This window comes from Microbacterium sp. NFH-22A-Y, assembly GCF_021401375.1.
GTDB lineage: Bacteria > Actinomycetota > Actinomycetes > Actinomycetales > Microbacteriaceae > Microbacterium > Microbacterium hominis.
Window position 1 is genome coordinate 836,638 of sequence record NZ_JACBGF010000002.1, and the last position, 24,728, is coordinate 861,365.

The 24,728-nt window shown below is 70.3% G+C and carries 23 protein-coding genes; 9 read left to right on the plus strand and 14 right to left on the minus strand.

Annotation, left to right across the window (positions count from 1 at the left end):
- Positions 1-57 precede the first annotated feature (57 nt).
- Both L0965_RS09725 and L0965_RS09730 read right to left on the minus strand, forming a co-directional pair.
- Positions 58-921 (minus strand): Fpg/Nei family DNA glycosylase, encoded by an 864-nt coding sequence (locus L0965_RS09725; RefSeq protein WP_101306750.1) that lies wholly within the window; start codon positions 919-921, stop codon positions 58-60.
- A gap of 33 nt (positions 922-954) precedes the next feature.
- Positions 955-1,518 carry a GNAT family N-acetyltransferase gene (locus L0965_RS09730; protein ID WP_101306749.1) on the minus strand — a complete coding sequence of 188 codons (564 nt, stop codon included), beginning with the start codon at positions 1,516-1,518 and terminating at the stop codon, positions 955-957.
- 260 nt (positions 1,519-1,778) lie between these two features.
- On the opposite strand from L0965_RS09730, the gene L0965_RS09735 reads away from it, so the two are divergent.
- Positions 1,779-2,609, plus strand: coding sequence for an endonuclease domain-containing protein (locus L0965_RS09735; protein WP_101306748.1), 831 nt, complete (start codon positions 1,779-1,781; stop codon positions 2,607-2,609).
- 116 nt (positions 2,610-2,725) lie between these two features.
- Here L0965_RS09735 and trpS read toward each other — a convergent pair whose 3' ends face one another.
- From trpS to sdhC, 7 genes are all read right to left on the minus strand, one after another.
- A complete protein-coding gene (gene trpS, locus L0965_RS09740) occupies positions 2,726-3,730 on the minus strand; it encodes a tryptophan--tRNA ligase (protein WP_082734301.1) in 1,005 nt (334 codons plus the stop codon).
- Positions 3,731-3,792: 62 nt separating this feature from the next.
- A complete protein-coding gene (locus L0965_RS09745; RefSeq protein ID WP_101306747.1) occupies positions 3,793-4,626 on the minus strand; it encodes an exodeoxyribonuclease III in 834 nt (277 codons plus the stop codon).
- A gap of 52 nt (positions 4,627-4,678) precedes the next feature.
- Entirely contained in the window at positions 4,679-5,869 is a 1,191-nt protein-coding gene (locus L0965_RS09750; RefSeq protein WP_060960994.1) for a YihY/virulence factor BrkB family protein, read from the minus strand.
- 69 nt (positions 5,870-5,938) lie between these two features.
- Positions 5,939-6,712 carry a succinate dehydrogenase iron-sulfur subunit gene (locus L0965_RS09755; RefSeq protein ID WP_060960993.1) on the minus strand — a complete coding sequence of 258 codons (774 nt, stop codon included), beginning with the start codon at positions 6,710-6,712 and terminating at the stop codon, positions 5,939-5,941.
- On the minus strand, positions 6,712-8,538 hold the full coding sequence (gene sdhA / locus L0965_RS09760) for a succinate dehydrogenase flavoprotein subunit (protein ID WP_101306746.1): 1,827 nt from the start codon (positions 8,536-8,538) through the stop codon (positions 6,712-6,714). The genes L0965_RS09755 and sdhA overlap by 1 nt, the downstream gene beginning before the upstream one ends.
- 39 nt (positions 8,539-8,577) lie before the next feature.
- On the minus strand, positions 8,578-9,048 hold the full coding sequence (locus tag L0965_RS09765) for a succinate dehydrogenase hydrophobic membrane anchor subunit (RefSeq protein ID WP_060960991.1): 471 nt from the start codon (positions 9,046-9,048) through the stop codon (positions 8,578-8,580).
- Positions 9,048-9,482, minus strand: a complete 435-nt coding sequence (gene sdhC / locus L0965_RS09770; RefSeq protein WP_005048122.1) for a succinate dehydrogenase, cytochrome b556 subunit — start codon at positions 9,480-9,482, stop codon at positions 9,048-9,050. Before sdhC ends, L0965_RS09765 begins: the two co-directional genes overlap by 1 nt.
- 239 nt (positions 9,483-9,721) lie before the next feature.
- On the opposite strand from sdhC, the gene L0965_RS09775 reads away from it, so the two are divergent.
- The 8 genes from L0965_RS09775 (at position 9,722) to L0965_RS09810 (ending at position 19,237) form a co-directional block, all read left to right on the plus strand.
- Positions 9,722-10,837 (plus strand): mannose-1-phosphate guanylyltransferase, encoded by a 1,116-nt coding sequence (locus L0965_RS09775; protein WP_060960990.1) that lies wholly within the window; start codon positions 9,722-9,724, stop codon positions 10,835-10,837.
- A 161-nt stretch (positions 10,838-10,998) separates the two neighbouring features.
- Positions 10,999-12,129: a BMP family protein gene (locus L0965_RS09780; RefSeq protein WP_101306745.1), complete on the plus strand. Its 1,131-nt coding sequence runs from the start codon at positions 10,999-11,001 to the stop codon at positions 12,127-12,129.
- A 101-nt stretch (positions 12,130-12,230) separates the two neighbouring features.
- Positions 12,231-13,745 carry an ABC transporter ATP-binding protein gene (locus tag L0965_RS09785; RefSeq protein ID WP_060960988.1) on the plus strand — a complete coding sequence of 505 codons (1,515 nt, stop codon included), beginning with the start codon at positions 12,231-12,233 and terminating at the stop codon, positions 13,743-13,745.
- Positions 13,742-15,073 carry an ABC transporter permease gene (locus tag L0965_RS09790; protein WP_101306744.1) on the plus strand — a complete coding sequence of 444 codons (1,332 nt, stop codon included), beginning with the start codon at positions 13,742-13,744 and terminating at the stop codon, positions 15,071-15,073. Before L0965_RS09785 ends, L0965_RS09790 begins: the two co-directional genes overlap by 4 nt.
- Positions 15,070-16,365 (plus strand): ABC transporter permease, encoded by a 1,296-nt coding sequence (locus tag L0965_RS09795; RefSeq protein WP_060960986.1) that lies wholly within the window; start codon positions 15,070-15,072, stop codon positions 16,363-16,365. Before L0965_RS09790 ends, L0965_RS09795 begins: the two co-directional genes overlap by 4 nt.
- A gap of 8 nt (positions 16,366-16,373) precedes the next feature.
- A complete protein-coding gene (locus tag L0965_RS09800; protein WP_060960985.1) occupies positions 16,374-16,775 on the plus strand; it encodes a cytidine deaminase in 402 nt (133 codons plus the stop codon).
- The gene (locus tag L0965_RS09805) at positions 16,772-18,079 is read left to right on the plus strand and encodes a thymidine phosphorylase (protein WP_101306743.1); all 1,308 of its coding nucleotides are present in this window, start codon (positions 16,772-16,774) and stop codon (positions 18,077-18,079) included. The genes L0965_RS09800 and L0965_RS09805 overlap by 4 nt, the downstream gene beginning before the upstream one ends.
- A gap of 42 nt (positions 18,080-18,121) precedes the next feature.
- The gene (locus L0965_RS09810; RefSeq protein WP_060960983.1) at positions 18,122-19,237 is read left to right on the plus strand and encodes an adenosine deaminase; all 1,116 of its coding nucleotides are present in this window, start codon (positions 18,122-18,124) and stop codon (positions 19,235-19,237) included.
- A gap of 74 nt (positions 19,238-19,311) precedes the next feature.
- On the opposite strand, the gene L0965_RS09815 is transcribed toward L0965_RS09810, so the two are convergent.
- The 5 genes from L0965_RS09815 to L0965_RS09835 form a co-directional block, all read right to left on the minus strand.
- A complete protein-coding gene (locus tag L0965_RS09815) occupies positions 19,312-20,226 on the minus strand; it encodes a type IV toxin-antitoxin system AbiEi family antitoxin domain-containing protein (protein WP_198553635.1) in 915 nt (304 codons plus the stop codon).
- Between the two features lie 299 nt (positions 20,227-20,525).
- The gene (locus tag L0965_RS09820; protein WP_101306742.1) at positions 20,526-21,275 is read right to left on the minus strand and encodes an alpha/beta hydrolase; all 750 of its coding nucleotides are present in this window, start codon (positions 21,273-21,275) and stop codon (positions 20,526-20,528) included.
- Between the two features lie 45 nt (positions 21,276-21,320).
- Positions 21,321-22,469, minus strand: a complete 1,149-nt coding sequence (locus L0965_RS09825; protein ID WP_101306741.1) for a mannitol-1-phosphate 5-dehydrogenase — start codon at positions 22,467-22,469, stop codon at positions 21,321-21,323.
- Positions 22,469-22,906 (minus strand): PTS sugar transporter subunit IIA, encoded by a 438-nt coding sequence (locus tag L0965_RS09830; protein ID WP_060961040.1) that lies wholly within the window; start codon positions 22,904-22,906, stop codon positions 22,469-22,471. Before L0965_RS09830 ends, L0965_RS09825 begins: the two co-directional genes overlap by 1 nt.
- Positions 22,907-23,038: 132 nt before the next feature.
- A complete protein-coding gene (locus L0965_RS09835; protein ID WP_234057981.1) occupies positions 23,039-24,709 on the minus strand; it encodes a PTS mannitol transporter subunit IICB in 1,671 nt (556 codons plus the stop codon).
- Positions 24,710-24,728: the final 19 nt, after the last annotated feature.

A 24,728-nucleotide genomic window follows, 5' to 3' on the forward strand; every position in this document is an offset into this window, starting at 1 on the left:
GCGCGCGGCGACCGCACCGGCCCCGCCGCTACGGCGCTCGCGTTCCCGGACGTCGCGTCACTTCAGCAGTCGCGACAGCCGCCGATCGGCCAGCAGCTTGCCACCCGTCTGGCACGTGGGGCAGTACTCGAGCGAGTTGTCGGCGAAGAAGACGCTGCGCACCTCGTCACCGCACACCGGGCAGGCCTCGCCGCGGCGGCCGTGCACGGCCATGCCGCGTCGCTTCGCATCCTTGAGGTCGGCCGGAGGCTTGCCGGATGCGGTGGCCACGGCATCCGTCAATGTCGTGCGCATCGCGTCGTAGAGGCGGTCCACATCCGTGTCGGTGAGACTCGCCGCCAGCGCGTACGGCGACATGCGCGCGGCGTGGAGGATCTCGTCCGAGTAGGCGTTGCCGATACCCGCGACGATCGACTGGTCGCGCAGCACCCCTTTGATCTGGGTGCGCCGGCCCGCCAGCAGGGAGGCGAGCGTGTCGCGCGTGAAGTCGGGGGCGAGCGGGTCCGGTCCCAGGCGCGCGATGCCGGGGACGTCGGCGGGCTCGCGCGCCGCGTAGACCGCGAGGGACTTCTTGGTGCCGGCTTCGGTGAGGTCGAAGCCCGACCCGTCGCCGAGGCGGACGCGCAGCGCGATGGGCGTCTTGCCGGGGCGGATCACCGTGTCGGGCACGGCGTCGTACCAGCGCAGCCAGCCCGCTTTCGCAAGGTGGAAGATGAGATGGCTGCCGGCATCCGTCGCGAGATCGACGAACTTCCCGCGCCGTGTCGCGCCGGAGATCGTCGTTCCCACGAGGGCGTCGATCGGCGGATCGTAGGTCTTCAGGGCCGCGATGTTCGCGACCGTGATCTTGACGACGGTGCGCCCGGACGCGCGGGTGCCGAGGAAGTCGACGAGACCTTGCACCTCCGGCATCTCGGGCATGACCTCATCCTGCCACGGCCCCCGGACGCGGCGTCAGGGGGATGCCGGCCAGGCCTGGGGCGCCCGATCGTCACCGGCGAGCAGACCCGCCACGAGGCCGTCGCTGCGGATCCCCGCGCCGTTGACCAGCGCCGAGCGCTGACGCCCTTCGTACCGGAACCCGAGACGTTGCGCGACGCGGTGCGATGCGGGGTTCTCCGCCACGGCGCGCCACTCGATGCGGACGAGTCCGAGGCCGTCGGGCGAGAAACCCCAGTCGAGCACCGCGCGGGCGGCCTCGACCACGAGCCCCCGTCCACGCGCGTCCGCGGTCATCCAGTAGCCCAGCTCGCCGGAGCCCGCGGCCAGACGGTGCAGCCCGATCATGCCGACGAGTCGTCCGTCATGGCGCACGGCCCAGGTCGCCTCCGTCCCGGCATCCCACCACCCCGCGGCCTTGCGGACGAACCCCTCGGCGTGCGAGCGCTCGTACGGCGAGGGGACGGTGGTGAACCGCTGGATCAGCTCGTCCTGGCAGGCGGCGAAGATCGCGTCGACATCGCCGTCCGTCGGGATCGAGAGCTCGAGCCGCTGCGTCCTCAGCGTCACCGGTTGCATGCAGCGAGCCTATCCCGCCCCCTCCCCGGGCCCCCGCCCTGCATGACTCCGCCGGAGTCGCCCGTTGGGCTGCTCAGGGGTCACCCGCCGTCGGTTCCGATGGAGTCGTGCGGATGAGTGCCGCATCCTCCACAGCGCGGCCCTGTCGCCCGGATGCCCAGGAGTTCTTCCGCAGCGGGCGCGAGCCGCCGGAGGCTGGTCAGCATTGCGGCATGGATCAGGTCGTCTGTCTCTCCGCACGCGAGCTCCTGGAGAGGGGAATGACCCGACACCGCATCGCGGAAGCCGTGCGACGCGGCCAGATCGTCCGTGCCCGCCGTGATCACTATCTCCCGGCAACGGCTCCGGCGGCCGCCGTCGAGGCGGTGCGCGTCGGTGGACGTCTCACCTGTCTCAGCGCGCTGGCGACGCGCGGCGTCTTCGTGTTCGCCAACGACGCGCTCCATGTGCACGTCACCCGCGGAGCCAGCCGACTGCGAGCCCCCGACGATCGTCGGCGCCCGCTGCCGCAGCGGGCCGACCGCCGTGGGTTGCGTCTTCACTGGATGCCGCTGGCACGTCCGGAGGACGCCGACACCGTGTGCGTGGGTGTCTTCGACGCGCTGGTCCACGCCGTGCTCTGCCAGCCCCCGCGCTATGCCGTCGCGACCCTGGACTCCGCCCTCAACAAGGGACTGATCCGTCGCAGTGACCTCGATGCGCTGTTCTCGCACCTGCCGAGGCGGTATCGCACGCTGCGCCGGCGTCTCGACGGTCGCGCGCAGGCGGGCACCGAGAGTCTGGTCCGCGTGATGCTCTGGAAGATGGGTGCGCGCGCCGTCCCGCAGGTCTACTTCCGCGGGGTGGGCTTCGTGGATCTCCTCGTCGACGGATGGCTCGTCATAGAGTGCGACAGCAGGGAGTTCCACTCGGACTGGCGTCAGCAGGTCAAGGACCGCGAACGGGATCTCGCGCTCGCCGCCCGCGGCTACCTCACCCTCCGCCTGACGGCAGCGCAGATCCTGTACCGTCCCGACGAGGTGTACACCGCGCTGCGCGCCCTCGTGCAGGGTGGACGACCAGCGGCCGCGTCCCGGCGCAACTCCGCCTGAGCGGGGGCGCCGGAAGGGGTCGAGCCCTCACAGTGACCGCGCAGGCGGAGTTGTGCAGACCACACCGGCACCCAGCCCGCGACGCCCGCTCGCGGGGCGGGGTCGGGGGGAGGGGGTCAGCCGCGGCGCAGCAGCCCGACCTTGGCGTAGACGTCCGCGAGGGTCGCGTCGGCGACCTCCGCGGCGCGGTCGGCGTTGGCGGCGAGCACGCGATCCAGCTCCGCCGGGTCGTCGAGCAGCTCGAGCGCGCGCCGGCGCACCGGCCCGAACTCGTTCACGACCACCTCGGCGAGACCCTTCTTGAAGTCGCCGTAGCCGCGGCCCGCGTACTCGTCCTCGATCGACGGGATCTGGCGACCGGTCAGGGCCGCGTAGATCACGAGCAGGTTCGAGACGCCGGGCTTGTTCTCCTTGTCGTAGCGCACCGCGCCCTCGCTGTCGGTGACGGCGCGCATGATCTTCTTCGCCGACACGGCTGGGTCGTCCAGCATCCACAGCACACCCGCGTCGGACTCGGCGGACTTGCTCATCTTCGACGTCGGGTTCTGCAGGTCGTAGATGCGGGCGGTGTCCTTCTGGATCACCGGCATCGGCACCCGGAACGTCTCGCCGTACCGGCCGTTGAAGCGCTCGGCGAGGTCGCGGGTGAGCTCGACGTGCTGCTTCTGGTCGTCGCCGACCGGCACGATGTCGGTCTGGTAGAGCAGGATGTCGGCCGCCATCAGCACCGGATAGGTGAACAGGCCGACATTCGTCTGATCGGCGCCGTACCGGGCGGACTTGTCCTTGAACTGCGTCATGCGGCCGGCCTCGCCGAAGCCGGTGATCGTCGACAGCACCCAGGCGAGCTCGGCGTGCGCCCGCACGTGCGACTGCACGTAGAGGGTCGACTTCGACGGCTCGATGCCGGCCGCGATGTACTGCGCCGCCGTGCGGCGGGTCTTCTCGCGCAGCTCCGCCGGGTCGTTCGGCTGGGTGAGCGCGTGGAGGTCGACGACCGAGAAGAACGCCTCGTACGCCTCCTGCAGGTCACGCCACTGCAGGAGAGCCCCGATGTAGTTGCCGAGCTGAAGGGAGTCGGCGGAGGGCTGCATTCCGGAGTAGAGGCGGGGCCTGGTCATCGTCCAAGTCTAGAGAACGGATGCCGGGTCCCCGCCCGCCCGCGACCGCCGCCGCGGCGTCGTCAGAACGAGTAGTCGGCGATGACGGGCGCGTGATCGCTCCACCGGGTGTCCCAGGAGGGGGCGCGCACCACGCGGTAGTCGACCACCCGCTCCGCGAGCGCCGGGCTGGCGAGGTGGTAGTCGATGCGCCATCCGGTGTCGGTGTCGAACGCCTTCCCCCGGTTCGACCACCAGGAGTACGGTCCGTCGACCTCGCCCGCCCAGCGGCGGCCGACGTCGACCCAGCCCAGGCCGGTGCCGGTGGTCCCGTCGATGCAGGCGACCTCGGCACCGGCCGGGCCGAGGAACCGGTCGAAGTACGCGCGCTCCCGCGGCAGGAAGCCCGCCTTCTTCACGTTGCCGCGCCAATTGCGGATGTCGAGCTCGCGGTGACCGACGTTGAGGTCGCCGGTGATCAGTGCGAGCGCGCCGAGCCGCGGCATCCGCGCCTCCATCGCGTCGAGGAAGGCGTACTTGGCGACTTGCTTCTCGGTGTCGGCCTCGCCGGTGTGGACGTACGCGCTCACGACCGTGAGGCGCTCGCCGTCCACGTCGATGTCGGCCTCCACCCAGCGGCCCCGTGAGTCGAGGGCCTCGTCTCCGAGCTCGACGCGCCAGACGTCGATGGGCTCGCGCGCCGCGATCGCGACCCCGGCGCGGCCCTTCGCCAGCGCCTCGTCGTTGACGACGTGCCAGCCCGGCAGCGCCTCGGCCAGGTGTGCGGCCTCACCGCGCACCTCCTGCAGGGTGAGCACGTCGACGCCGGCGGACTCGAGCCAGGGACGCATCCCCTTGCGGGCGGCGGCACGGATGCCGTTGACGTTGACCGAGGCGACGCGGAGGTTTCGAGGCACCAGACCACCCTAACCAGCGTCTCCGACACGGCCGGCTCGGGCGACGTCGGGGTCAGTCCAGCAGCAGCCCGCGCCGCGGCGGCGGTGTGTCCGCCTCGATGCGGGCGAGGTCGTCCTCGGCGCGCCGCAGCTCGCGGGTGGCGCTCCACCGGCCCCACCAGGGCGCCTCGCCGCGCGCCAGATGCGCGTCGCGCACGCGGATGCGGGCCGCGAGGAGGAGTGCGGCGTGCTCGCGGCGGCGCTGCTCGTCCTCGCTGAGCTGCTCGATCGGGACGTCGGCGTCCTGGGCCGTGAGGGCCACCCACGAGGCGGCGACGAGGATCACGATCCCCACGAGGCGGAACCACAGCAGGAAGCCGACGAACACGGAGAACGTGGCCAGCAGCGGGTTGGAGGGGGAGTACGACAGGAGGATGCCGGCGCCGTACTGCAGCACGACCATCGCGGCGCCGCCGAGCGCGGCGCCGGGGGCGATGAGCCGCCACCGCAGCGACGTCCCGGTCAGGAAGCGGATGAGGGCGGCGATCGCCGCGGTGTTGATCGCGAAGGCGACCGCCGCCGAGGCGACCCGGCCGGTGCCCCACACCCACCCCGAGTAGTCGGGCCAGTCGAACAGCCGGAAGAGCAGTTCGATCGCCCCGGCCGCGATGGTGGCCAGCACCGCGCCGACGACGAGGGCCAGACCGAACAGGGCGGCGGCCAGGAAGTCGCGCGCCTTCAGCAGCACGTAGCTGCGGGTGTCGAACGGGAGGCCGAAGATGTCGCGCACCGCGCGGCGGGTGAAGGTGACGAACCCGATCGCCGTCCACAGGGCGGCGACGAAGGCGACCGCACCGGTGATGGCGAGCACGCTCGCCGACTCCTGGGCGATCTGCGCGACGTCCGCCTCGCTGACCAGGCCCTGCCCGTCCTGCGCGCCGATGAGTCCGGGGATGTACAGGTTGACGATCTGGATGAGGCCGTCGATCGCCTGCTCGCTGCCGCCGAGCCAGATGCCGACGATCGCGAAGCCGAAGTAGATCACCGCGAAGATCGCGAACAGCGACTGGTAGCTGATCGCCGCCGCCAGCAGGAACCCGTTCGCCCTCAGGAAGTGGCGCCACACGCGGATCGGGAACCACGCGAGGGTCTTGCGCGTGATCTTCGTCGCGCGCTCGATCGGCTCGTCCAGCCGCTCGCGCAGCGGCGACTGCTCCCAGCGCGCGCGCCACACGGCGTCCGCGCGTTCCGACGAATCCGTCACTCGTTCAGATTAGCGATCGTGGATGCCGTGGCCCCCGCCGGGGCGCGGGACCCGGCATCCGTGGTCGTCTCAGCGCCCGCCGCGCAGCACGGCCTGCTTGACCTCGGCTATGGCCTTGGTGACCTCGATGCCGCGGGGGCACGCCTCGGTGCAGTTGAAGGTCGTACGGCAGCGCCAGACGCCTTCCTTGTCGTTGAGGATGTCCAGGCGCACATCGGCCGCGTCGTCGCGCGAGTCGAAGATGAAGCGGTGCGCGTTGACGATCGCGGCCGGGCCGAAGTACTGCCCGTCGGTCCAGAACACGGGACACGACGACGTGCACGCGGCGCAGAGGATGCACTTGGTGGTGTCGTCGAAGATCTCGCGGTCGACGATCGACTGGATGCGCTCCTTGCCGGCCTCGGGCTTGCTGTTGGCGATGAGGAACGGCTGCACCTCGCGGTACGACGCGAAGAACGGCTCCATGTCGACGACGAGGTCCTTCTCCAGCGGCAGGCCCTTGATCGCCTCGACGTAGATCGGCTTCGAGATGTCGAGGTCCTTGATCAGCGTCTTGCAGGCCAGACGGTTGCGGCCGTTGATGCGCATGGCGTCGGAGCCGCAGATGCCGTGCGCGCACGAGCGGCGGAAGGTGAGCGAGCCGTCGACCTCCCACTTGATCTTGTGCAGCGCGTCGAGCACCCGGTCGGTGGGGTACATCTCGACGTCGTAGTCGACCCAGCGCGGCTCGCTGTCGGTCTCGGGGTCGAAGCGACGGATGATGAAGGTGACGAGGTACGACTGGATCGGAGCCTCACCGGTCGTCTCGGCGACGACGTCCTGTTCGACGATGGCGGTCGTCATCAGTACTTCCTCTCCATCGGGGGGTAGTTCAACTCGCCCTTGTCGTTCTTCGTGAACACGACGGGCTTCCAGTCGAGCTTGATGTGGTCCTCGGGGTCGGGGGAGTGCGGGTCGCCCGTGAGGTAGGCCATCGTGTGCTGCATGTACTGCTCGTCGTTGCGGTCGGGGTAGTCCTCGCGCATGTGGCCGCCGCGGCTCTCGCGGCGGTTGCGGGCGGCGTACGCGACGATCTCGGCGAGGTCGAGCAGGAAGCCGAGCTCGACGGCCTCGAGCAGGTCGGTGTTGAAGCGCTTGCCCTTGTCGTCGATGTGCACGTTCTTGAAGCGCTGGCGCAGGTCGTGGATGGTGCCCATCACGTTGGTGAGGGTCTCCTCGGTGCGGAAGACCTGGGCGTTGGCGTCCATCTCCTCCTGCAGCTTCTTGCGCAGCACCGCGACGCGCTCGGTGCCCTCGTTCGCGCGCAGGCCCTCGAGCATCTCGCGGACCTCCTTGGCCGGGTCCTCGGGCAGCGGCACGAAGTCGGCCGTCTGCACGTACTCGACGGCGTTGCGGCCGCTGCGCTTGCCGAAGACGTTGATGTCGAGCAGCGAGTTGGTGCCCAGGCGGTTGGCGCCGTGCACCGACACGCACGCGCACTCGCCGGCGGCGTAGAGGCCGGGCACGACGGTGTCGTTGTCCTGCAGCACCTCGCCGTTGTTGTTGGTCGGGATGCCGCCCATCGCGTAGTGGGCCGTCGGCATGACCGGCACCGGCTCGGTGACGGGGTCGACGCCCAGGTAGGTGCGCGCGAACTCGGTGATGTCGGGCAGCTTGGTCTCCAGCACCTCGGCCCCGAGGTGGGTGCAGTCCAGGTACACGTAGTCCTTGTGGGGACCGGCGCCGCGGCCTTCGAGCACCTCCTTGACCATGCAGCGGGCGACGATGTCACGCGGGGCGAGGTCCTTGATGGTCGGCGCGTAGCGCTCCATGAACCGCTCGCCGGAGGCGTTGCGCAGGATCGCGCCCTCGCCGCGGGCGCCCTCGGTGAGCAGGATGCCGAGACCCGCGAGACCGGTCGGGTGGAACTGGAAGAACTCGATGTCCTCCAGCGGCAGGCCCTTGCGCCACACGATGCCCACGCCGTCGCCGGTGAGGGTGTGCGCGTTGGAGGTCGTCTTGTAGATCTTGCCGAAACCGCCCGTGGCGAAGATGACGGCCTTGGAGTGGAAGACGTGCAGGTCGCCGGTGGCCAGCTCGTAGGCGACGACGCCGGCGACCTGGGTGTTGCCGTCGGCATCCTTCACCGTGATCAGGTCGAGCGCGTAGTACTCGTTGAAGAAGTTGATGCCGAGCCGCACGCAGTTCTGGAACAGCGTCTGCAGGATCATGTGTCCGGTGCGGTCGGCGGCGTAGCACGCGCGGCGGACCGGGGTCTTGCCGTGGTCGGCCGTGTGCCCGCCGAAGCGGCGCTGGTCGATCTTGCCCTCGGGGGTGCGGTTGAACGGCAGGCCCATGTTCTCGAGGTCGATGACGGCGTCGATGGCCTCGCGGGCGAGGATCTCCGCGGCATCCTGGTCGACGAGGTAGTCGCCGCCCTTGACGGTGTCGAAGGTGTGCCACTCCCAGGAGTCCTCTTCGACGTTCGCGAGCGCCGCCGCCATGCCGCCCTGGGCCGCACCGGTGTGCGAGCGGGTCGGGTACAGCTTGGTGATGACGGCGGTGCGGGCGCCGGGCCCGGCCTCGATCGCGGCGCGCATGCCGGCGCCGCCGGCGCCCACGATGACGATGTCGAACTCGTGGTAGTACACGCCGTCCTTCAGGACGGCCTCGGGATGCTGGGTAGTCACGTCAGGGATGCCTTGTCTTCTGCGTCGTCTTGTGCGGTGTCAGCGTGCGGCGCACATCTGGATGAGCCAGTCCGTCGTCGAGTTCTCCACGCCCAGGCACGGGTCGAAGGTGAACACGACGAGGGTGCCGAGCAGGATCAGGAACCCTGCGGCGACCCAGAGCGCCCAGACGAGCACCTTGCGGGTGGTGGCGCCGACGACGTAGTCGTTGACGATCGTGCGCATGCCGTTCGCGCCGTGGATGAGGGCGAGCCACAGCATCAGCACGTCCCAGACCTGCCAGAACGGGCTCGCGAACTTGCCCGCCACGAACGCGAAGTCGATGCCGTGGATGCCTTCGCCCAGCATCAGGTTGACGAAGAGGTGGCCGAAGATGAGCACGACCAGCAGCACGCCGGACACGCGCATGTAGATCCAGCCGGCCTTCTCCAGGTTCGCGCCCTTCTTGCGCACCTGAGGGGTGCGCGGCGCCGGGATGGCCTGCTCGTCGCTCGGGGTGAGGGTGGACATCAGTGACCGCCTCCGATGTTCGAGAGCACGATGGGGATGTGGCGTGCGGCGAAGCCGCCCACGGTCACGACCCACAGGCCCAGCACGCCCCACCACAGCTGACGCTGGTGACGGGTCGCCCACGGCCACAGGTCGACCGCGATGATGCGCAGGCCGTTGAAGGCGTGGTAGACGATCGCCGCGACGAGGGCGACCTCGCCGAAGCCCATGATCGGGTTCTTGTACGTGCCGATGACCGCGTCGTACGCCTCGGGGGAGAGGCGGATCAGCGCGGTGTCGAGCACGTGCACGAGCAGGAAGAAGAAGATGGCGACGCCGGTGATGCGGTGCAGAACCCAGGACCACATGCCCTCGTTGCCGCGGTAGAGCGTTCCGCGCGGCGTCTTGGACGTGGTCTGTGCTACCGACGGTGTGACGCGTGCTGGTGCAGACACGGTCGTCCTCCCTTGGTGTGAACGGACACCTCGGTACGGCGGGGGCAGGACTTCGGCCCCGGGGTTCACAACGGCACTGGACCCTCGGCGTCGCACACGGGCGCACTCATATCCTAGGTCGGCGTTCGAGACATGGGCGAGGAAGGCGACCCTAAGTTCTCTCGATATCGAGAGAACCGGAATGAAACCGCCTTCTTTCGGAAACGGGTGCGTCACCCGCCGACGGCTAGCCTGTCTGCATGGCCGATCCGATCGACGACTTCTACGCCGTGATCCCCGCGGGGGGTGTCGGCAGCCGCCTGTGGCCCCTCTCCCGCGCGGATGCGCCCAAGTTCCTGCACGACCTCACCGGGTCGGGCCACTCGCTGCTGCGCGACACGTGGGACCGCCTTGCGCCGCTGTCCGGTGCCGACCGCATCGCGGTCGTCACGGGGCGCGCGCATCGCGCCGCGGTGGAGGAGCAGCTTCCCGGCATCCCCGACCACAACGTCTTCCTCGAGTCCGAGCCGCGCGACTCGGCGGCCGCGATCGGCCTGGCCGCGGCGATCCTCCACCGCCGAGAGCCCGACGTGATCATCGGCTCGTTCGCCGCCGACCACGTGATCCGCGGCACGCGCGTGTTCGAGTTCGCGGTCCGCGACGCCGTCGAGGTCGCGCGCGAGGGCTACATCTGCACCGTCGGAATCGCCCCCTCGGAGCCCGCCGTGGGGTTCGGCTACATCAAGCGCGGCGGTGAGCTGATCGTCGACGGGGCGCGAGACGCGTCGCTCGTCGAGCGCTTCGTGGAGAAGCCCGACCTCGAGACGGCGAAGAAGTACCTCGCCGACCGCGACTACCTCTGGAACGCGGGCATGTTCATCTCGCGCGCCGATGTGCTGCTCGCCGAGATCGCGGCCAACAACCCCGAGCTGCACGCGGGACTGCTCGAGCTGGCCGAGGCATGGGACGACCGCGAGCGGCGGGGACCCGCCGTCGACCGGATCTGGCCGAAGCTGCCCAAGATCGCGATCGACTACGTCGTGGCGGAGCCGGCGGCCGAGAAAGGGCGGCTGGCCGTCGTGCCGGGGCACTTCGACTGGGACGACGTCGGCGACTTCGCCAGCCTCGCGAAGCTCAACAGCGGGGGACGCAAGAACGATCTGGCGATCCTCGGCGAGAACGCCCGTATCCTCTCGGATGCCGCGAGCGGCATCGTCGTCAGCCACACCAACCGCGTCATCAGCCTCATCGGCGTGAAGGACATCGTCGTCGTCGACACCCCGGACGCGCTCCTGGTGACCACCAGCGAGCACGCCCAGCGCGTCAAGGGCGTCGTCGATGCGTTGAAGCTGACGGGTCGCGGCGACGTCCTCTGAGTCGCGGCGACGGGCAGGATGCCGCCTGCGTGTCCGCTTGATTGCGTCTTTGTAACCTTTCGCCCGCACCCGGGTGTGCAGCGTGCAAATCCCACGTCACAGTAGGTAACTTCGATCCGTGCGCCCGCGAAATCCGTGGGTCTATCAATGTGGAGGCTGCATTGACCATCTCGACCACCAAGAAGCTCGCCGGCATCACAGCTGCCGCGGGGCTCATCATCGCCCTCGCCGGCTGCGGCTCGGCCCCTGACGCCGCGAGCACCGGGACGGGAGCCGCGGGCGGCACCGTCGTCGACGGTTTCAAGCCCTGCCTGGTCTCGGACGCGGGCGGTTGGGACGACAAGTCGTTCAACGAGTCCGCCAAGAACGGCATGGACAAGGCCGTCGGCGAGCTCGGCATCCAGGCCGTCGAGTTCGAGTCGACCAACGACAACGACTACGCGCCGAACATGGCGACCGCCATCTCCGAGGGCTGCACCCTGATCATCTCGGTCGGCTTCAAGCTCGCCGCCGCCACGGTCGAGGCCGCCAAGGCGAACCCGACGCTGGACTTCGCGATCATCGACGACTACGCCGACACCGACTTCGACGGCAAGACGGACGCCCCGAACATCAAGCCCCTCGTCTTCAACACCGCCGAGGCGGCCTACCTGGGCGGCTACGCCGCCGCGGCATGGTCGGCGCAGGCCGGCGTGAACAAGGTCGGCACCTTCGGCGGCATGCAGATCCCCTCCGTCGCGGTCTTCATGGACGGCTACGAGCAGGGCGTGAAGAAGTACAACGAGGACAAGAGCGCCAACGTCCAGGTCGTCGGTTGGGACAGCGCTGAGCAGAAGGGCTCGTTCACCGGGGCCTTCGACGCCAACGACACGGCCAAGCAGACCGCGCAGGGCGTTCTCGACCAGGGCGTCGACGTCATCCTCCCCGTCGGCGGACCCATCTACAAGAGCGCAGCGGCGGCGATCGCCGACAGCGGCAAGGACACCCTGATGCTCGGCGTCGACAGCGACCTCGCCGTCGCCGACCCGAACGTCGCCTCGGTCACCCTCGTCTCGATCATGAAGGCCATCGACGTCGCCGTGTACGACGCGACGATCGCGGCTTCCAAGGGCGAGTTCGACCCGACCCCCTACGTCGGCACGCTGAAGAACGAGGGCGTGAAGCTCTCGAGCTTCCACGACTTCGAGTCGAAGCTGCCGGCCGGTCTCACCGACGAGCTGACCAAGCTCCAGGACGACATCATCGCGGGGACCATCAAGGTCGAGTCGAAGAACTCGCCCGCCGGCTCCTGATCTGACGCGGACGCACTCGGGGCGAGCAGCCGCAAGCTGCTCGCCCCGAGTTCCGTTCGTCCGCCTTCCGCCAGAAATTCCGACCCAGGTAGGGTGCATCTATGAAGCTCGAGCTCCGCGGGATCACGAAGAGATTCGGCAGCCTCGTCGCCAACGACCACATCGATCTCGTGGTCGAATCCGGGGAGATCCACGCGCTCCTCGGCGAGAACGGCGCCGGGAAGTCCACGCTCATGAACGTGCTGTACGGCCTCTATCGCGCCGACGAGGGTGAGATCCTCCTCGACGACCAGGCGCAGCACTTCCGCGGCCCCGGCGACGCCATGGCCGCGGGCATCGGCATGGTCCACCAGCACTTCATGCTCATCCCCGTCTTCACCGTCGCCGAGAACGTCATGCTCGGCCACGAGGACACCAAGGCCTTCGGCCGCCTCGACCTCAACGCCGCCCGTGCGCACGTGCGCAGCGTCGCGCAGCGCTTCGGCTTCGAGATCGACCCCGACGCCCTCGTGGGCGACCTCCCCGTCGGCGTGCAGCAGCGCGTCGAGATCATCAAAGCGCTCTCGCGCGACGCGAAGGTGCTCGTGTTCGACGAGCCGACCGCCGTGCTGACTCCCCAGGAGACCGACGAGCTGATGGCGATCATGCGCCAGCTGCGCGACGAGGGCACCTCCATCGTCTTCATCACCCACAAGCTGCGTGAGGTCCGCGAAGTGGCGGACCGCATCACCGTCATCCGCCTCGGCAAGGTCGTCGGCGAGGCGTCGCCCACCGCGACGAACGCCGAGCTCGCCTCCCTCATGGTCGGGCGCGCCGTCGAGCTGACCGTGCACAAGGAGGCGCCGCAGACGCGCGAGGGCGGGCTGAGCGTGCGCGGGCTGCGCGTGCTCACGGCATCCGGTGCGATCGTCGTCGACGACGTCGACCTCGAGGTGCGTCCCGGTGAGGTGCTCGCCGTCGCCGGCGTCCAGGGCAACGGGCAGACCGAGCTCGTCGAGGCGATCGTCGGGCTGGCCGCCCGCGTCGAGGGCTCCATCAGCCTCGACGGCACCGAACTCGTCGGCAAGAACGTCCGTGCGATCCTCGACGAAGGCGTCGGGTTCGTCCCCGAAGACCGCAAGGAGGACGGCCTCGTCGGCGGGTTCTCCGTCGCCGAGAACCTCATCCTGGACCGCTCCGCGGAGTCGGCCTTCGCCGCCGCCGGCACGCTGCGCCGGGGCGCGATCGACGCGTTCGCCCGCGACCGCATCCAGGAGTACGACATCCGCACGCAGGGACCGGACACCCTCGCCGGCACCCTCTCGGGCGGAAACCAGCAGAAGGTCGTCATCGCCCGCGAGATGAGCCGCGAGCTCCGCCTGCTCGTCGTCGCCCAGCCGACCCGCGGTGTCGACGTCGGCTCGATCGAGTTCATCCACCGTCGCATCATCGAGACGCGCGATTCCGGCATCCCCGTCATCGTCGTCTCCACCGAGCTGGACGAGGTCAGCGCGCTCGCCGACCGCATCGCCGTGATGTATCGCGGCACGATCGTCGGCGTCGTCCCCGGTGACACGCCCCGCGACACCCTCGGTCTCATGATGGCCGGAGCACACGACCCGGAGGTGGCCGCATGAGCGGATCGACGCCCATCAACGACGGCACGGGCGCGCCGCACGGCGACGCCGAGCTGCCCCGCGCGACCGGCCCGCTGACCGGCGAGCCCGCACCCCGCGAGGGCGAGGAGTTCCCGCCGACGCGGTCGGGAGTCTTCCTCAAGGAGCTGCTGCGCGGCAGCGCGGTGACGACCTTCCTGGCCATCGTGCTCGCCATGATCGTCGGCGGCATCCTCATCGCCGTGACCAACAAGGACGTGCAGGCGGCATCCTCCTACTTCTTCGCGCGGCCCGGCGACACCCTCGTCGCGATCTGGCAGTCCGTCTACAACGGCTACGAGGCGCTCTTCCGCGGTGCCGTGTTCAACGCCCGCGGTGCCGACTTCGCGGCGCAGATCCGCCCCCTGACCAACTCGCTCGGGTTCGCGACGCCGCTCATCGCGGCCGGCCTCGGCGTCGCTCTCGCCTTCCGTGCGGGACTGTTCAACATCGGCGCACGCGGTCAGATGCTCGTCGGTGCGATCTTCGCCGGCCTGTTCGCCTTCAACCTCGATCTGCCGATGTGGCTGCACCTTCCCCTCACGCTGCTCGCCGGCATCGTCGGCGGTGCGCTCTGGGGCGGCCTCGTGGGCCTGCTGAAGGCCAAGACCGGGGCGCACGAGGTGATCCTCACGATCATGCTCAACTACGTCGCGTTCTACCTCCTGCTCTGGATGACGCGCACGCCCGGGCTGCTGCAGGCGCCCGGCACCAACCAGCCGCAGACGAGGCCCACGCCCGCCTCCGCGCAGTTCCCCGACCTCCTCGGCCCGCTCTTCCCGCAGCTGGACTGGGGCTTCGTCGTGGTGCTCGCGGCCACCGTGTTCGTGTGGTGGCTCATCGAGCGCTCGAGCCTCGGCCTGCGGCTGCGCGCCGTCGGCGAGAACCCGCGCGCCGCCCGGGCCGCGGGCATGAGCGTGGACCGCCTCTACATCTACGCGATGCTCTTCGCGGGCGGTCTGGCCGGACTCGCCGCCATGAACCAGGTCCAGGGCACCGTCACCACGGGCTTCGGCGCGACGATCGACGCCGGCATCGGCTTCGACGCGATCACCGTCGCCCTCCTCGGGCGCAGCCGCGCGTGGGGGACGCTGGCCGCCGGCATCCTCTTCGGCGCACTCAAGGCGGGATCCTTCTCGATGCAGGCCCAGGGCATCCCCGTGGACATCGTGCTCGTCGTGCAGTCGCTGATCGTGCTGTTCATCGCGGCGCCGCCGCTGCTGCGCGCCGTGTTCTTCCTTCCCAAGACCGACGCAGAGAAGGCGGCCAAAGCGCGAGCGAAGGCCGCGAAGAAGGCGGTGGCCGCATGAGCGCCTCGACACCGGCAGCCCAGATCGAGCAGAGCGACGGCACCATCCAGCTGGCCGTCGTCCGGGAGCGCCACTTCAAGGCGCCCATCGTCCTCGCGGTGATCGTCGTGCTGCTGGCGGCGCTGTTCGGCCTGGCGCCGCGCGACGGCATCTCGACCTTCCGCCTCGGCGACCCGTCGCAGTCCTTCGGCCTGCCCGACGTGGGCGTCCCCACCGCGCCGACCGCCTGGGCGCTGTGGGCCGTGCTGATCGTGCTGACCCTCGGTGCGGCCTGGCGGGCATGGACCTACCGGCGTCCGTCCCTGTGGCTGACGATCGCGTTCGGCGTCCTCGGCGTCGTGGCGTTCCTGGTGTGGGCCGCCGCCGACGGGTTCGTGCCCGTCTCGAGCCTGCTGTTCGGCGCCGTCTCGCTCTCGGTGCCCCTCGTCTTCGGTGCGCTCGGCGGTGTGATCGGCGAACGCGTGGGCGTGGTCAACGTCGCGATCGAAGGGCAGCTGCTGCTCGGCGCGTTCTCGGCCGCCGTGCTCTCCAGCATCACGCACAACCCGTTCATCGGGCTGCTCGGGGCCATGGTCGGAGGCGTGCTCGTCTCGTTCGTGCTCGCGGCGTTCGCGATCAAGTACCTCGTCGACCAGGTCATCGTCGGTGTCGTGCTGAACGTCCTCGTGACCGGTCTGACCGGCTTCCTGTACGGCGCGCTGCTGGCTCCCAACGAGCAGCAGCTCAACACCCCCGAGCGCTTCGGCCGCATCCAGATCCCGGTGCTGAGCGAGATCCCGATCCTCGGCCCGGTGCTGTTCAACCAGACCTTCATCGTGTACCTCATGTTCGTGACGGTGCCGCTCGTGGCCTGGGGCCTCTACCGCACGCGGTGGGGCCTGCGCCTGCGCGCGGTGGGCGAGCACCCGCAGGCGGCCGACACGGTCGGCATCAAGGTGAACACGTCCCGGTTCTGGAACGTGTCGCTGGCCGGCGCGATCGCCGGCATCGGCGGCGCGTACTTCACGCTCGTCTCGGTGCCGCAGTTCGGCAAGGACATGACCGCCGGACTCGGATTCATCGCCCTCGCGGCGGTCATCTTCGGTCGCTGGGACCCGATCCGCGCGACCCTCGCCGCACTGCTGTTCGGCTTCGCGACCAACCTGCAGAACCTGCTGACGATCCTGAAGACACCGATCCCCAGCGAGTTCATGCTCATGCTGCCCTACGTCGTGACGATCCTCGCGGTCGCCGGCTTCGCCGGTCAGATCCGCGGGCCCGCGGCATCCGGCAAGCCCTATATCAAGGAGTGACCTCTCACATGACCGACATCGACTGGGACGAGCTGCGCGCCGTCGCCACCGACGCGATGCAGCGCGCCTACGCGCCGTACTCCCGCTACCGGGTGGGCGCTGCGGCGCTCGTCAGCGACGGGCGGATCGTGTCGGGATGCAACGTCGAGAACGCGTCCTACGGGGTGGGCCTGTGCGCGGAGTGCGCGCTCGTCGGCGATCTGCACATGTCCGGCGGCGGCCAGCTCGTCGCGTTCGTGTGCGTCAACAACGACGGCGAGACGATCATGCCGTGCGGGCGATGCCGCCAGCTCCTCAACGAGTTCGCCCTCCCCGGCATGCTGCTGGAGACCGTCTCCGGCATCCGCACGATCGACGAGGTGCTGCCCGACGCGTTCGGCCCCCGCGACCTCGAGGAGGTGTCGCGATGAGCTCGACGACGGATGCCGCCGTGGAGCCGTTCGACGCCGCCGACGTCATCCGCACCAAGCGCGACGGCGGGGCGGTGCCCGAAGACGCCCTGCGCTGGATGATCGACGCCTACACGCGTGAGTATGTCGCCGACTCGCAGATGGCCGCGTTCGCGATGGCGGTGCTGCTCAACGGCATGAACCGCGACGAGATCCGCGTCATGACCGACGCGATGATCGCCTCGGGGGAGCGGATGAGCTTCGCCGGACTCGGCAAGCGCACCGTCGACAAGCACTCCACCGGCGGGGTCGGCGACAAGATCACCCTGCCGCTCGCGCCGCTCGTCGCCGCCTTCGGCGTCGCCGTGCCCCAGCTGTCCGGCCGGGGCCTCGGCCACACCGGCGGCACGCTCGACAAGCTCGAGTCCATCCCGGGATGGCGCGCCGCGCTGTCGAACGACGAGATGTTCGCGCAGCTGCGCGACGTCGGCGCCGTCATCTGCGCGGCCGGTTCCGGCCTCGCGCCGGCGGACAAGCGGCTGTACGCCCTGCGCGACGTCACCGGCACGGTCGAGGCCATCCCGCTGATCGCCTCGAGCATCATGTCCAAGAAGATCGCCGAGGGCACCGACGCGCTCGTGCTGGACGTCAAGTTCGGCTCCGGCGCGTTCATGCGCGACGTCGACAAGGCGCGCGAGCTCGCCCGCACCATGGTGGCCCTGGGCACCGACTCCGGAGTTGCGACCACGGCGCTGCTCACCGACATGAACACGCCGCTCGGCCTCGCCATCGGCAACGCCAACGAGGTGCGGGAGTCGGTCGAGGTGCTCGCCGGCGGCGGTCCCGCCGACATCGTCGAGCTGACCGTCGCGCTCGCCCGCGAGATGCTGGCCCTCGCCGGACAGCCCGACGCCGATGTCGAGGCGGCGCTCCGCGACGGCCGTGCCATGGACGCCTGGCGGGAGATGATCCGCGCCCAGGACGGCGATCCCGACGCGCCGCTGCCGACCCCGCGGGAGACCCACACCGTCACGGCGCCGCGCGACGGGGTGCTCACCCGTCTGGAGGCGCTGCCCTTCGGGATCGCCGCGTGGCGCCTCGGCGCCGGTCGTGCGCGCGCCCAGGACCCGGTCGTCCACGCGGCCGGCATCGACCTGCACGTCAAGCCCGGCGCGCCGATCACCGCCGGTCAGCCGTTGTTCACCCTCCTGGCGGATGATGGGAAGCGCTTCGAGCGCGCCCTCGACGCCCTCGAGGGCGCCTGGGAGATCGGAACGGACGCCCCGGCATCCGCGCCGATCGTCCTCGAGCGCATCACCGCCTGACCCGCCGCCCCCTCCGCGTCACCCCACCAGAAGGAAGCCCTCATGGCCATCGACCCGCACGCAGACCCGAAGATCGAAGGCGTCTCGATCCGGTCGCTCCCGAAGGTGTCGCTCCACGACCACCTCGACGGCGCCCTGCGCCCCCAGACGATCATCGAGCTCGCCGACGAGATCGGTCTCGACGTCCCGTCGACGGATGCCGACGAGCTCGCCGACTGGTTCGAGGACCAGAGCGACTCCGGCTCGCTGGTGGAGTACCTGAAGACCTTCGACCTGACGACGGCGGTCATGCAGAGCGCCGACGGGCTGCGGCGCGTCGCGAAGGAGTTCGTCGAGGACCTCGCCGCCGACGGCGTGATCTACGGCGAGGTGCGGTGGGCTCCCGAGCAGCACCTCGGCGGAGGCCTCAGCCTCGAGGAGGCCGTCGAAGCCGTGCAGGAAGGCATCGAGGAGGGCGAGGACGCCGTCGACCGCTCGGGTCGCGACATCCGCGTCGGCCAGCTGATCACCGCGATGCGCCACGCCGACCGGTCGCTGGAGATCGCCCGGCTCGCCGTGGCTTTCCGCGGGCGCGGCGCCGTCGGCTTCGACATCGCGGGAGCGGAGGACGGGTTCCTCCCGTCCCGTCACCGCGCCGCGTTCGACTACCTCGCGTCGGAGTTCTTCCCCGTGACGGTGCACGCCGGCGAGGCTGCGGGTCTCGACTCGATCCGGTCGGCGCTGCTGGACGGCCGCGCCCTGCGCCTCGGCCACGGCGTGCGCATCGCGGAGGACCTGGAGGTCGTGCAGCAGAAGGGCGAGGAGGTGCTGGTCACCTTCGGCGACCTCGCCCGGTGGGTGCGCGACCGCGAGATCCCGCTCGAGCTCTCGCCGTCGTCCAACCTGCAGACCGGCGCGATCGCCGCGTGGGGCACGAGCCTGGAGGATCACCCGTTCGACCTGCTGTACCAGCTCGGCTTCGCCGTGACGGTCAACGTCGACAACCGCACGATGAGCCGGACCTCGCTGACGCGCGAGCTGGCGCTGCTCGCGGAGACGTTCGAGTACAGCCTGGAGGACCTCGAGGCGTTCCAGCTCAACGCCGCCGCGGGGGCGTTCCTCTCGGTCGAGGAGCGCGAGGAGCTCATCGAGCTCATCGGCGAGGGCTTCGACGCCTGACCCCGCGGGGCGGGCTCGGCTGCGCTCCGGCGCCCGGCGCCCGGCGCCCGTCCCGCACTCCTCCATCCCGTGGTTCATTCGGCGGTGGGGGAGGGTCGGCGCCGTGAGCGCCGCGATCTGGAGGAGTTCGGGACGCCGCGCGCCGACGCGGCCCGGGGGTGACGGAGCACGTCGCGCATCGCGGACACCAGGTCGTCGTACGCGAACAGGATGTCCTCCGCCAGCGGCCGCACGGTCGTGTACCCGAGCCGCGCCGCCGCGAGGTCACGCCGCAGGTCCCGCCGCCGCGCGGCCCAGTCCGCATGGAACCCGCGGCTGTCGCACTCGACGATCAGCCATCCGTCCACCAGCAAGTCGACGCGGCCGACGCCGGCGATCTCCACCTGCACCTGCACGTCGTGACCGAGCGTCCGCAGCAGCAATCGCATGAGGGTCTCCGTCCCCGCCTCGCTCCGCGGGTCGACGAGAGGGCGCAGCGCCCGGTGCCGGTGGGGGAGGCGCCGGAACACCTCGGCGATGCCGCCCTCGTCGACGAGGCCGTGGTGCCAGGCGGAGTCGAGGGTGGACACGGCATCTCGCGGGGACTGGCAGAGCACGGCTTGGACGAGCGCGCTGACGACATCGACCGTCAGCGCGCCCTCGCCGTCGGCATCCGCTTCGCGCCAGTGCGCGACGATGCGCGCGTCCCGCGGGGGCAGGCGACTCGCTCCGCGATCGATGTGCACATGCAGGGTCGCCGTGTCGCGCACGAAGACGCCGAGCGCCGACAGCAGCGAGATGCAGCCCAGCCGGGCTCCGAGCCGGGCCGCCGTGACCAGGGCGGGATCGGTGTCGGCCGGGACGTAGCGTCCCTGCCGCACGCGAAGGATCGCGCCGCCGTCGACCATGCGGCGCAGATCGCGTTTGCCGATGCCATGCCGACGCAACTGCGCGGTGGTCCAACTGCGGCTGCGGAGGAGGACGGATGCGAGGTCGCGAGGCGAGGGCATCCCGTCAGCGCACCACGGCGGTCGCCGCGGAGAAGCGCCCCGGCGTGATCTGTGGACAGCCCCGCGGTGCTCGCTGGTGGGGAGGAGGCTTGGAGTTAGGGGTGTCGGGGGCGCTGCCGGGCCCGAACTCCTCCAGCAGGTCCGTCGCCGGGGCCGTGCCGGCCCCGGGCGGCCGTTGCCGCGCGAGATGGAGGAGTTCGGGCCGGGGAGGACAGGCGAGGGCAGAGGGCGGCGGGCCGCGAAGGCCAGAGGGCGCCGGGCCGGGCAGGGGCGGCGGGTGTCGAGGCTCGAGGGGCGGGTCAGCGGAGGGCGCGGGCCAGCTCGCCCACCTGCTGGACAACGACGGCCTCCACCTCGGCCGCGGTGGCCGTCGGGGTGCCGTCGCCGGCCTGGGGGCCGTAGGCGCCGAACGACGCGTGCGCGGCGCCCGGGATCTCGACCATCACGGCGTCGGCGGGGAGGTTCGGGCGGGCGTCGGCGATCTTCTGCGGCGTCGACAAGCCGTCCTCGGAGCCGCTGATGCTCACGACGGGCAGTCCCGACTGCGACAGGTCGTTCGCGCAATACGAGCCGAACAGCACGAGTCCGGCGGCATCGGGGGCGAGCTGGCACGCGCGCACGCCGCCGAGCGAATGCCCTCCGACCAGCCAGCTGCCCACGCCCGGGGCGAGATCGGTGAATGTCGACAGGGAACGCGGATCGAAGAACGCCAGGTTCAGCCACGGCTTCGTGATCACGACGGTCAGATCGTCGTCGGTGACCAGCCTGGACAGGATCGCGGCGTACGCCCACGGATCGACCTTGGCGCCGGGGATGAACACGAGGCCCTCGCCGCTCGCGCCGGATGCCGGGGCCAGCACGATCCCGGCGGCGTCGTCGCTGATGGCGATGCGCTCATCCGCGCGCACGGCGGCGAGCGGTTCGGCCTCGGCGGCCATGACGCCCACCTGGCTCCACACCAGCACGCCGGCGACGGCGGCGACCACGAGGCCGCCCAGGATGCCGAAGACCCACCGCCACACGCGGCGGCGGCGGGTCCGGGCAGTCATGCGTCCAGTCTAGGCGGGACCTGCCGGCGCGATCGGCGGGTCAGGTCAGAGCTGCGCCTGCCGCGCCCGCACCACGTCCTCGACCGATGCGAAGAGGGGATGCGTGGGCTCGAGGCCCGTCACCCCGGCGGTGAACGTCGCGGGGTCCTCCTCGCGGAGCCGTCGCTGCAGTTCGACGGACTGCTCGTCGTCGGCGACGTCGAACTCGAGGGCGGCGGCCATCGCCGCGACGAGCGCCGACGTCGACAGCCCGCGTTCCGCCGCCGCGGCGGCCGGACCGACGAAACGCTCGTGGCGCGACAGCTTGCGCAGCGGCTGGCGTCCGACGCGGCCGACCGTGTCGGGCAGGGCCGGGTTCGCGAACCGACGGAGGATCGTCGCCCGGTAGTCGGCGAGGTCCGCGGCATCCCAGCCGTGGACGGCCACCAGCAGCGCCGAGGTCTCCTCGAGGGCGGCGGCGACATTCGCGGCGATGACCGGCTCGGCCAGTGCGTCGGAGATCCTGTCGACGCCGGCCTGGGCGCCGAAGTACGCGGTGGCGGCGTGGCCGGTGTTCACGGTGAACAGCTTGCGCTCGATGTACGGCGCGAGGTCGTCCACGAAATGCGCCCCGGGGATGTGCGGCGGGTCGTCGCCGAACGGCGGGCGCTCGATCGCCCACTCGAAGAAGGGCTCGACGGTCACGTCGATCCCCGCCCCCTCCGGCTGGGCCGGCACGATGCGGTCCACCGCGGTGTTGGCGAAGACCGCGCGTCCCGAGATCGCATCCCAGGCCTCGGCGGCCTGCGCCCGGATCTCGTCGCGGAGCGTGTCGGTGGCGCCGATCGCGTTCTCGCACGCCATGACCTGAAGCGGCGGCAACGCGGGGTCGCGCAGGGCGAGTCCCGCGAGGATGTGCGGGGCGACGAAGCGGAGGATCGTCGGGCCGACCGCGGTCGTCACGACGTCGGCCGTCGCGATCTCGTCGATGAGCGCCTGCGCGTCGTTCGCACTGTCGATCGCGCGGAAGCCGGTCACCACGGTGTCGTGGCCGCCGTCGCCCACCTCGTGGACGGTGTACTCGTCGGCCGCGTTGATGGCGTCGACGAGGGATGCCGCGACATCCGAGAACACGAGCTCGTAGCCGCCCTCGTGCAGGAGGAGGCCCACGAAGCCGCGGCCGATGTTGCCGGCGCCGAAGTGGACGGCCTTCATCAGTCGTTCACCGATGCCAGGAGCCCGAAGAGCTCCTCGGGGCTGCCGGCGGCCTTCAGCCGGGCGACCTCCTCGTCCTCCGAGAAGATGAGGGCGATCTGCGACAGGATGTCGAGGTGCTCGTCGCCCTTGCCGGCGATGCCGACCACGAAGCTGACCTTCTCGCCGTCCCAGTCCACACCGCCGTCGTAGCGGACGAACGACAGCGCGGAGGCGAGGATCGCATCCTTCGTCTCGTTCGTGCCGTGGGGGATGGCCAGCTCGTTGCCCATGTAGGTGGACACGGTCTGCTCGCGCTGGCGCATCGCATCGAAGTAGGCGTCGGTGACCGCCCCGGCGGCTTCGAGGATGTCGGCCGCCTCGCGCATGGCTTCCTCCTTGGTGACCGATCCGGGGTGGATCCGGACCTGGCCGGCGTTCAGTACGTCGCGTGACATGTCGTCCTCGTCTCTGTTCGTGTCGTCGTCCCGGTCATCGTATGCCGGGGCGATCATGTATCGGGCGAGAGCCGCGGGGACGGGGCATCACGCCTGCCGTCCCCGCGGCGGTCGCGGGGGGGCCTGACGCGTTCAGGCCCCGTTCTCGTGCTGCCGCACGACCAGGTCCACGACCTCGTCGTACTTCGGCGAGTTCATGAAGTTGTCCACCGAGACGTGCGTCGCGTTCGGTGTGCGCCCGCGGGCGCGGTCGGTCAGCTGCTGCTGGGTGATGACGAGGTCCTCGCTGCCATCGAGGTTCGCGATCGCCTTGTTGGTGACCGAGACGTCGTCGACGCCGGCCTTCTTGATCTTGTTGCGCAGCACGCTCGCGCCCATCGCCGAGGAGCCCATGCCGGCGTCGCAGGCGAACACGATGTTCGTCACCCGACCGGCGGGGGCCAGCGTCCCCGTCGCGACGGCGTCGGCGGCGCGGTCGGCGGCGAGCGTCGACGTGCCGCCCTCGAGCCCCGCGTTCGACGCGGCACCCGCACGCAGGTTCGCGAGCGTCGCCGAGCTCTTGCCCTTGTTCGCCTCGGTCTGCGCGATGGCCGCCTCGAAGGAGGCGCTGGAGGCTGCTTCGGCCGCGAGGTCGCGCTTGCGCGAGGCCCGCAGGATGACGCCGGTCACGAGGAAGGTCACCGCCGCCGCGAGGACCACCGACAGGTAGACCACGAGGAGGTTGCCGACGCCGCCGGCCTCGGGGGTCAGCGCCGCCGCCGTCACCGCGATGATGCTGCCCGGGGCCGCCGGGAAGGCGAGGCCGCCGTTGAAGATCATGTTGGTGGTGACACCGGTCGCGCCGCCCGCGATGAGGGCGAGGATCGTCATCGGCTTGCTCAGCGCGTACGGGAAGTAGATCTCGTGGATGCCGCCGAAGAACTGGATGATGATCGCGCCCGGGGCCGAGGCCTTCGCCGCGCCGACGCCGAAGAACGTGAAGGCGAGCAGCAGACCCACACCGGGGCCGGGGTTGGCCTCGATGAGGAACAGGATCGACTTGCCCGCCTCGGTCGCCTGCTGGATGCCGAGCGGGGTGAAGACGCCGTGGTTGATGGCGTTGTTGAGGAACAGCACCTTCGCCGGCTCGACGATCACCGACAGCACGGGCAGCAGGTGGAGGTCGACGAGCCACCCGACGATGCCGCCGAGGAACGTGCTCACGCCCAGCATCACCGGGCCGAACGCGAAGAACCCGAAGATCGCGAGGAGCATGCCCAGGATGCCGGCGGAGAAGTTGTTCACCAGCATCTCGAACCCGGGGCGGATCTTGCCGTCCCAGAGCTTGTCCATCTGCTTGGTGATCCAGGCGGCCAGCGGTCCCATGATCATCGCGCCGAGGAACATGGGGATGTTCGTGCCGACGATGACACCCATCGTCGCGATCGTGGCCACGACGCCGCCGCGCTCGCCGTAGACCATCCGACCGCCGGTGTTGGCGATCAGCAGGGGCAGCAGATAGGTGACCATCGGGCCGACCAGGCCGACGAACGTCGTGAACGTCGCGCCGTCCTTGTCCTGGGCGAGGGCGGTCATCGCGCCCTGCCAGTTGATGGTCGCCGCGTCGCCGAAACCGCCGAGCAGGTTGGCGACGGGGAACCAGCCGCCCAACCAGCCCGCGGAGATGAAGAGCATCGTGATGAAGCCCCACGCGATGAATGCCGCGATGTTGGGCATGATCATGCCCGACAGGAAGGTGCCAAACCGCTGCACGCCGACGCGCGCGCGGTTCACCCCCGTCGAGGTCGTAGACGCCGTTGTCATTGTCGTGTGTTCCCTTCGG

Excerpts from the sequence above, each read along its gene's own strand:
- trpS (WP_082734301.1), bottom strand. The coding sequence starts at position 3,730 with ATGACCAGGCCCCGCCTCTACTCCGGAATGCAGCCCTCCGCCGACTCC.
- L0965_RS09735 (WP_101306748.1), top strand. The coding sequence starts at position 1,779 with ATGACCCGACACCGCATCGCGGAAGCCGTGCGACGCGGCCAGATCGTC.
- L0965_RS09785 (WP_060960988.1), top strand. The coding sequence starts at position 12,231 with ATGAAGCTCGAGCTCCGCGGGATCACGAAGAGATTCGGCAGCCTCGTC.
- L0965_RS09830 (WP_060961040.1), bottom strand. The coding sequence starts at position 22,906 with ATGTCACGCGACGTACTGAACGCCGGCCAGGTCCGGATCCACCCCGGA.
- L0965_RS09825 (WP_101306741.1), bottom strand. The coding sequence starts at position 22,469 with ATGAAGGCCGTCCACTTCGGCGCCGGCAACATCGGCCGCGGCTTCGTG.
- L0965_RS09815 (WP_198553635.1), bottom strand. The coding sequence starts at position 20,226 with ATGCCCTCGCCTCGCGACCTCGCATCCGTCCTCCTCCGCAGCCGCAGT.
- L0965_RS09810 (WP_060960983.1), top strand. The coding sequence starts at position 18,122 with ATGGCCATCGACCCGCACGCAGACCCGAAGATCGAAGGCGTCTCGATC.
- L0965_RS09790 (WP_101306744.1), top strand. The coding sequence starts at position 13,742 with ATGAGCGGATCGACGCCCATCAACGACGGCACGGGCGCGCCGCACGGC.
- L0965_RS09800 (WP_060960985.1), top strand. The coding sequence starts at position 16,374 with ATGACCGACATCGACTGGGACGAGCTGCGCGCCGTCGCCACCGACGCG.
- L0965_RS09755 (WP_060960993.1), bottom strand. The coding sequence starts at position 6,712 with ATGACGACCGCCATCGTCGAACAGGACGTCGTCGCCGAGACGACCGGT.
- L0965_RS09725 (WP_101306750.1), bottom strand. The coding sequence starts at position 921 with ATGCCCGAGATGCCGGAGGTGCAAGGTCTCGTCGACTTCCTCGGCACC.
- L0965_RS09820 (WP_101306742.1), bottom strand. The coding sequence starts at position 21,275 with ATGACTGCCCGGACCCGCCGCCGCCGCGTGTGGCGGTGGGTCTTCGGC.
- L0965_RS09730 (WP_101306749.1), bottom strand. The coding sequence starts at position 1,518 with ATGCAACCGGTGACGCTGAGGACGCAGCGGCTCGAGCTCTCGATCCCG.
- L0965_RS09775 (WP_060960990.1), top strand. The coding sequence starts at position 9,722 with ATGGCCGATCCGATCGACGACTTCTACGCCGTGATCCCCGCGGGGGGT.
- L0965_RS09805 (WP_101306743.1), top strand. The coding sequence starts at position 16,772 with ATGAGCTCGACGACGGATGCCGCCGTGGAGCCGTTCGACGCCGCCGAC.
- L0965_RS09795 (WP_060960986.1), top strand. The coding sequence starts at position 15,070 with ATGAGCGCCTCGACACCGGCAGCCCAGATCGAGCAGAGCGACGGCACC.
- L0965_RS09765 (WP_060960991.1), bottom strand. The coding sequence starts at position 9,048 with ATGTCCACCCTCACCCCGAGCGACGAGCAGGCCATCCCGGCGCCGCGC.
- L0965_RS09835 (WP_234057981.1), bottom strand. The coding sequence starts at position 24,709 with ATGACAACGGCGTCTACGACCTCGACGGGGGTGAACCGCGCGCGCGTC.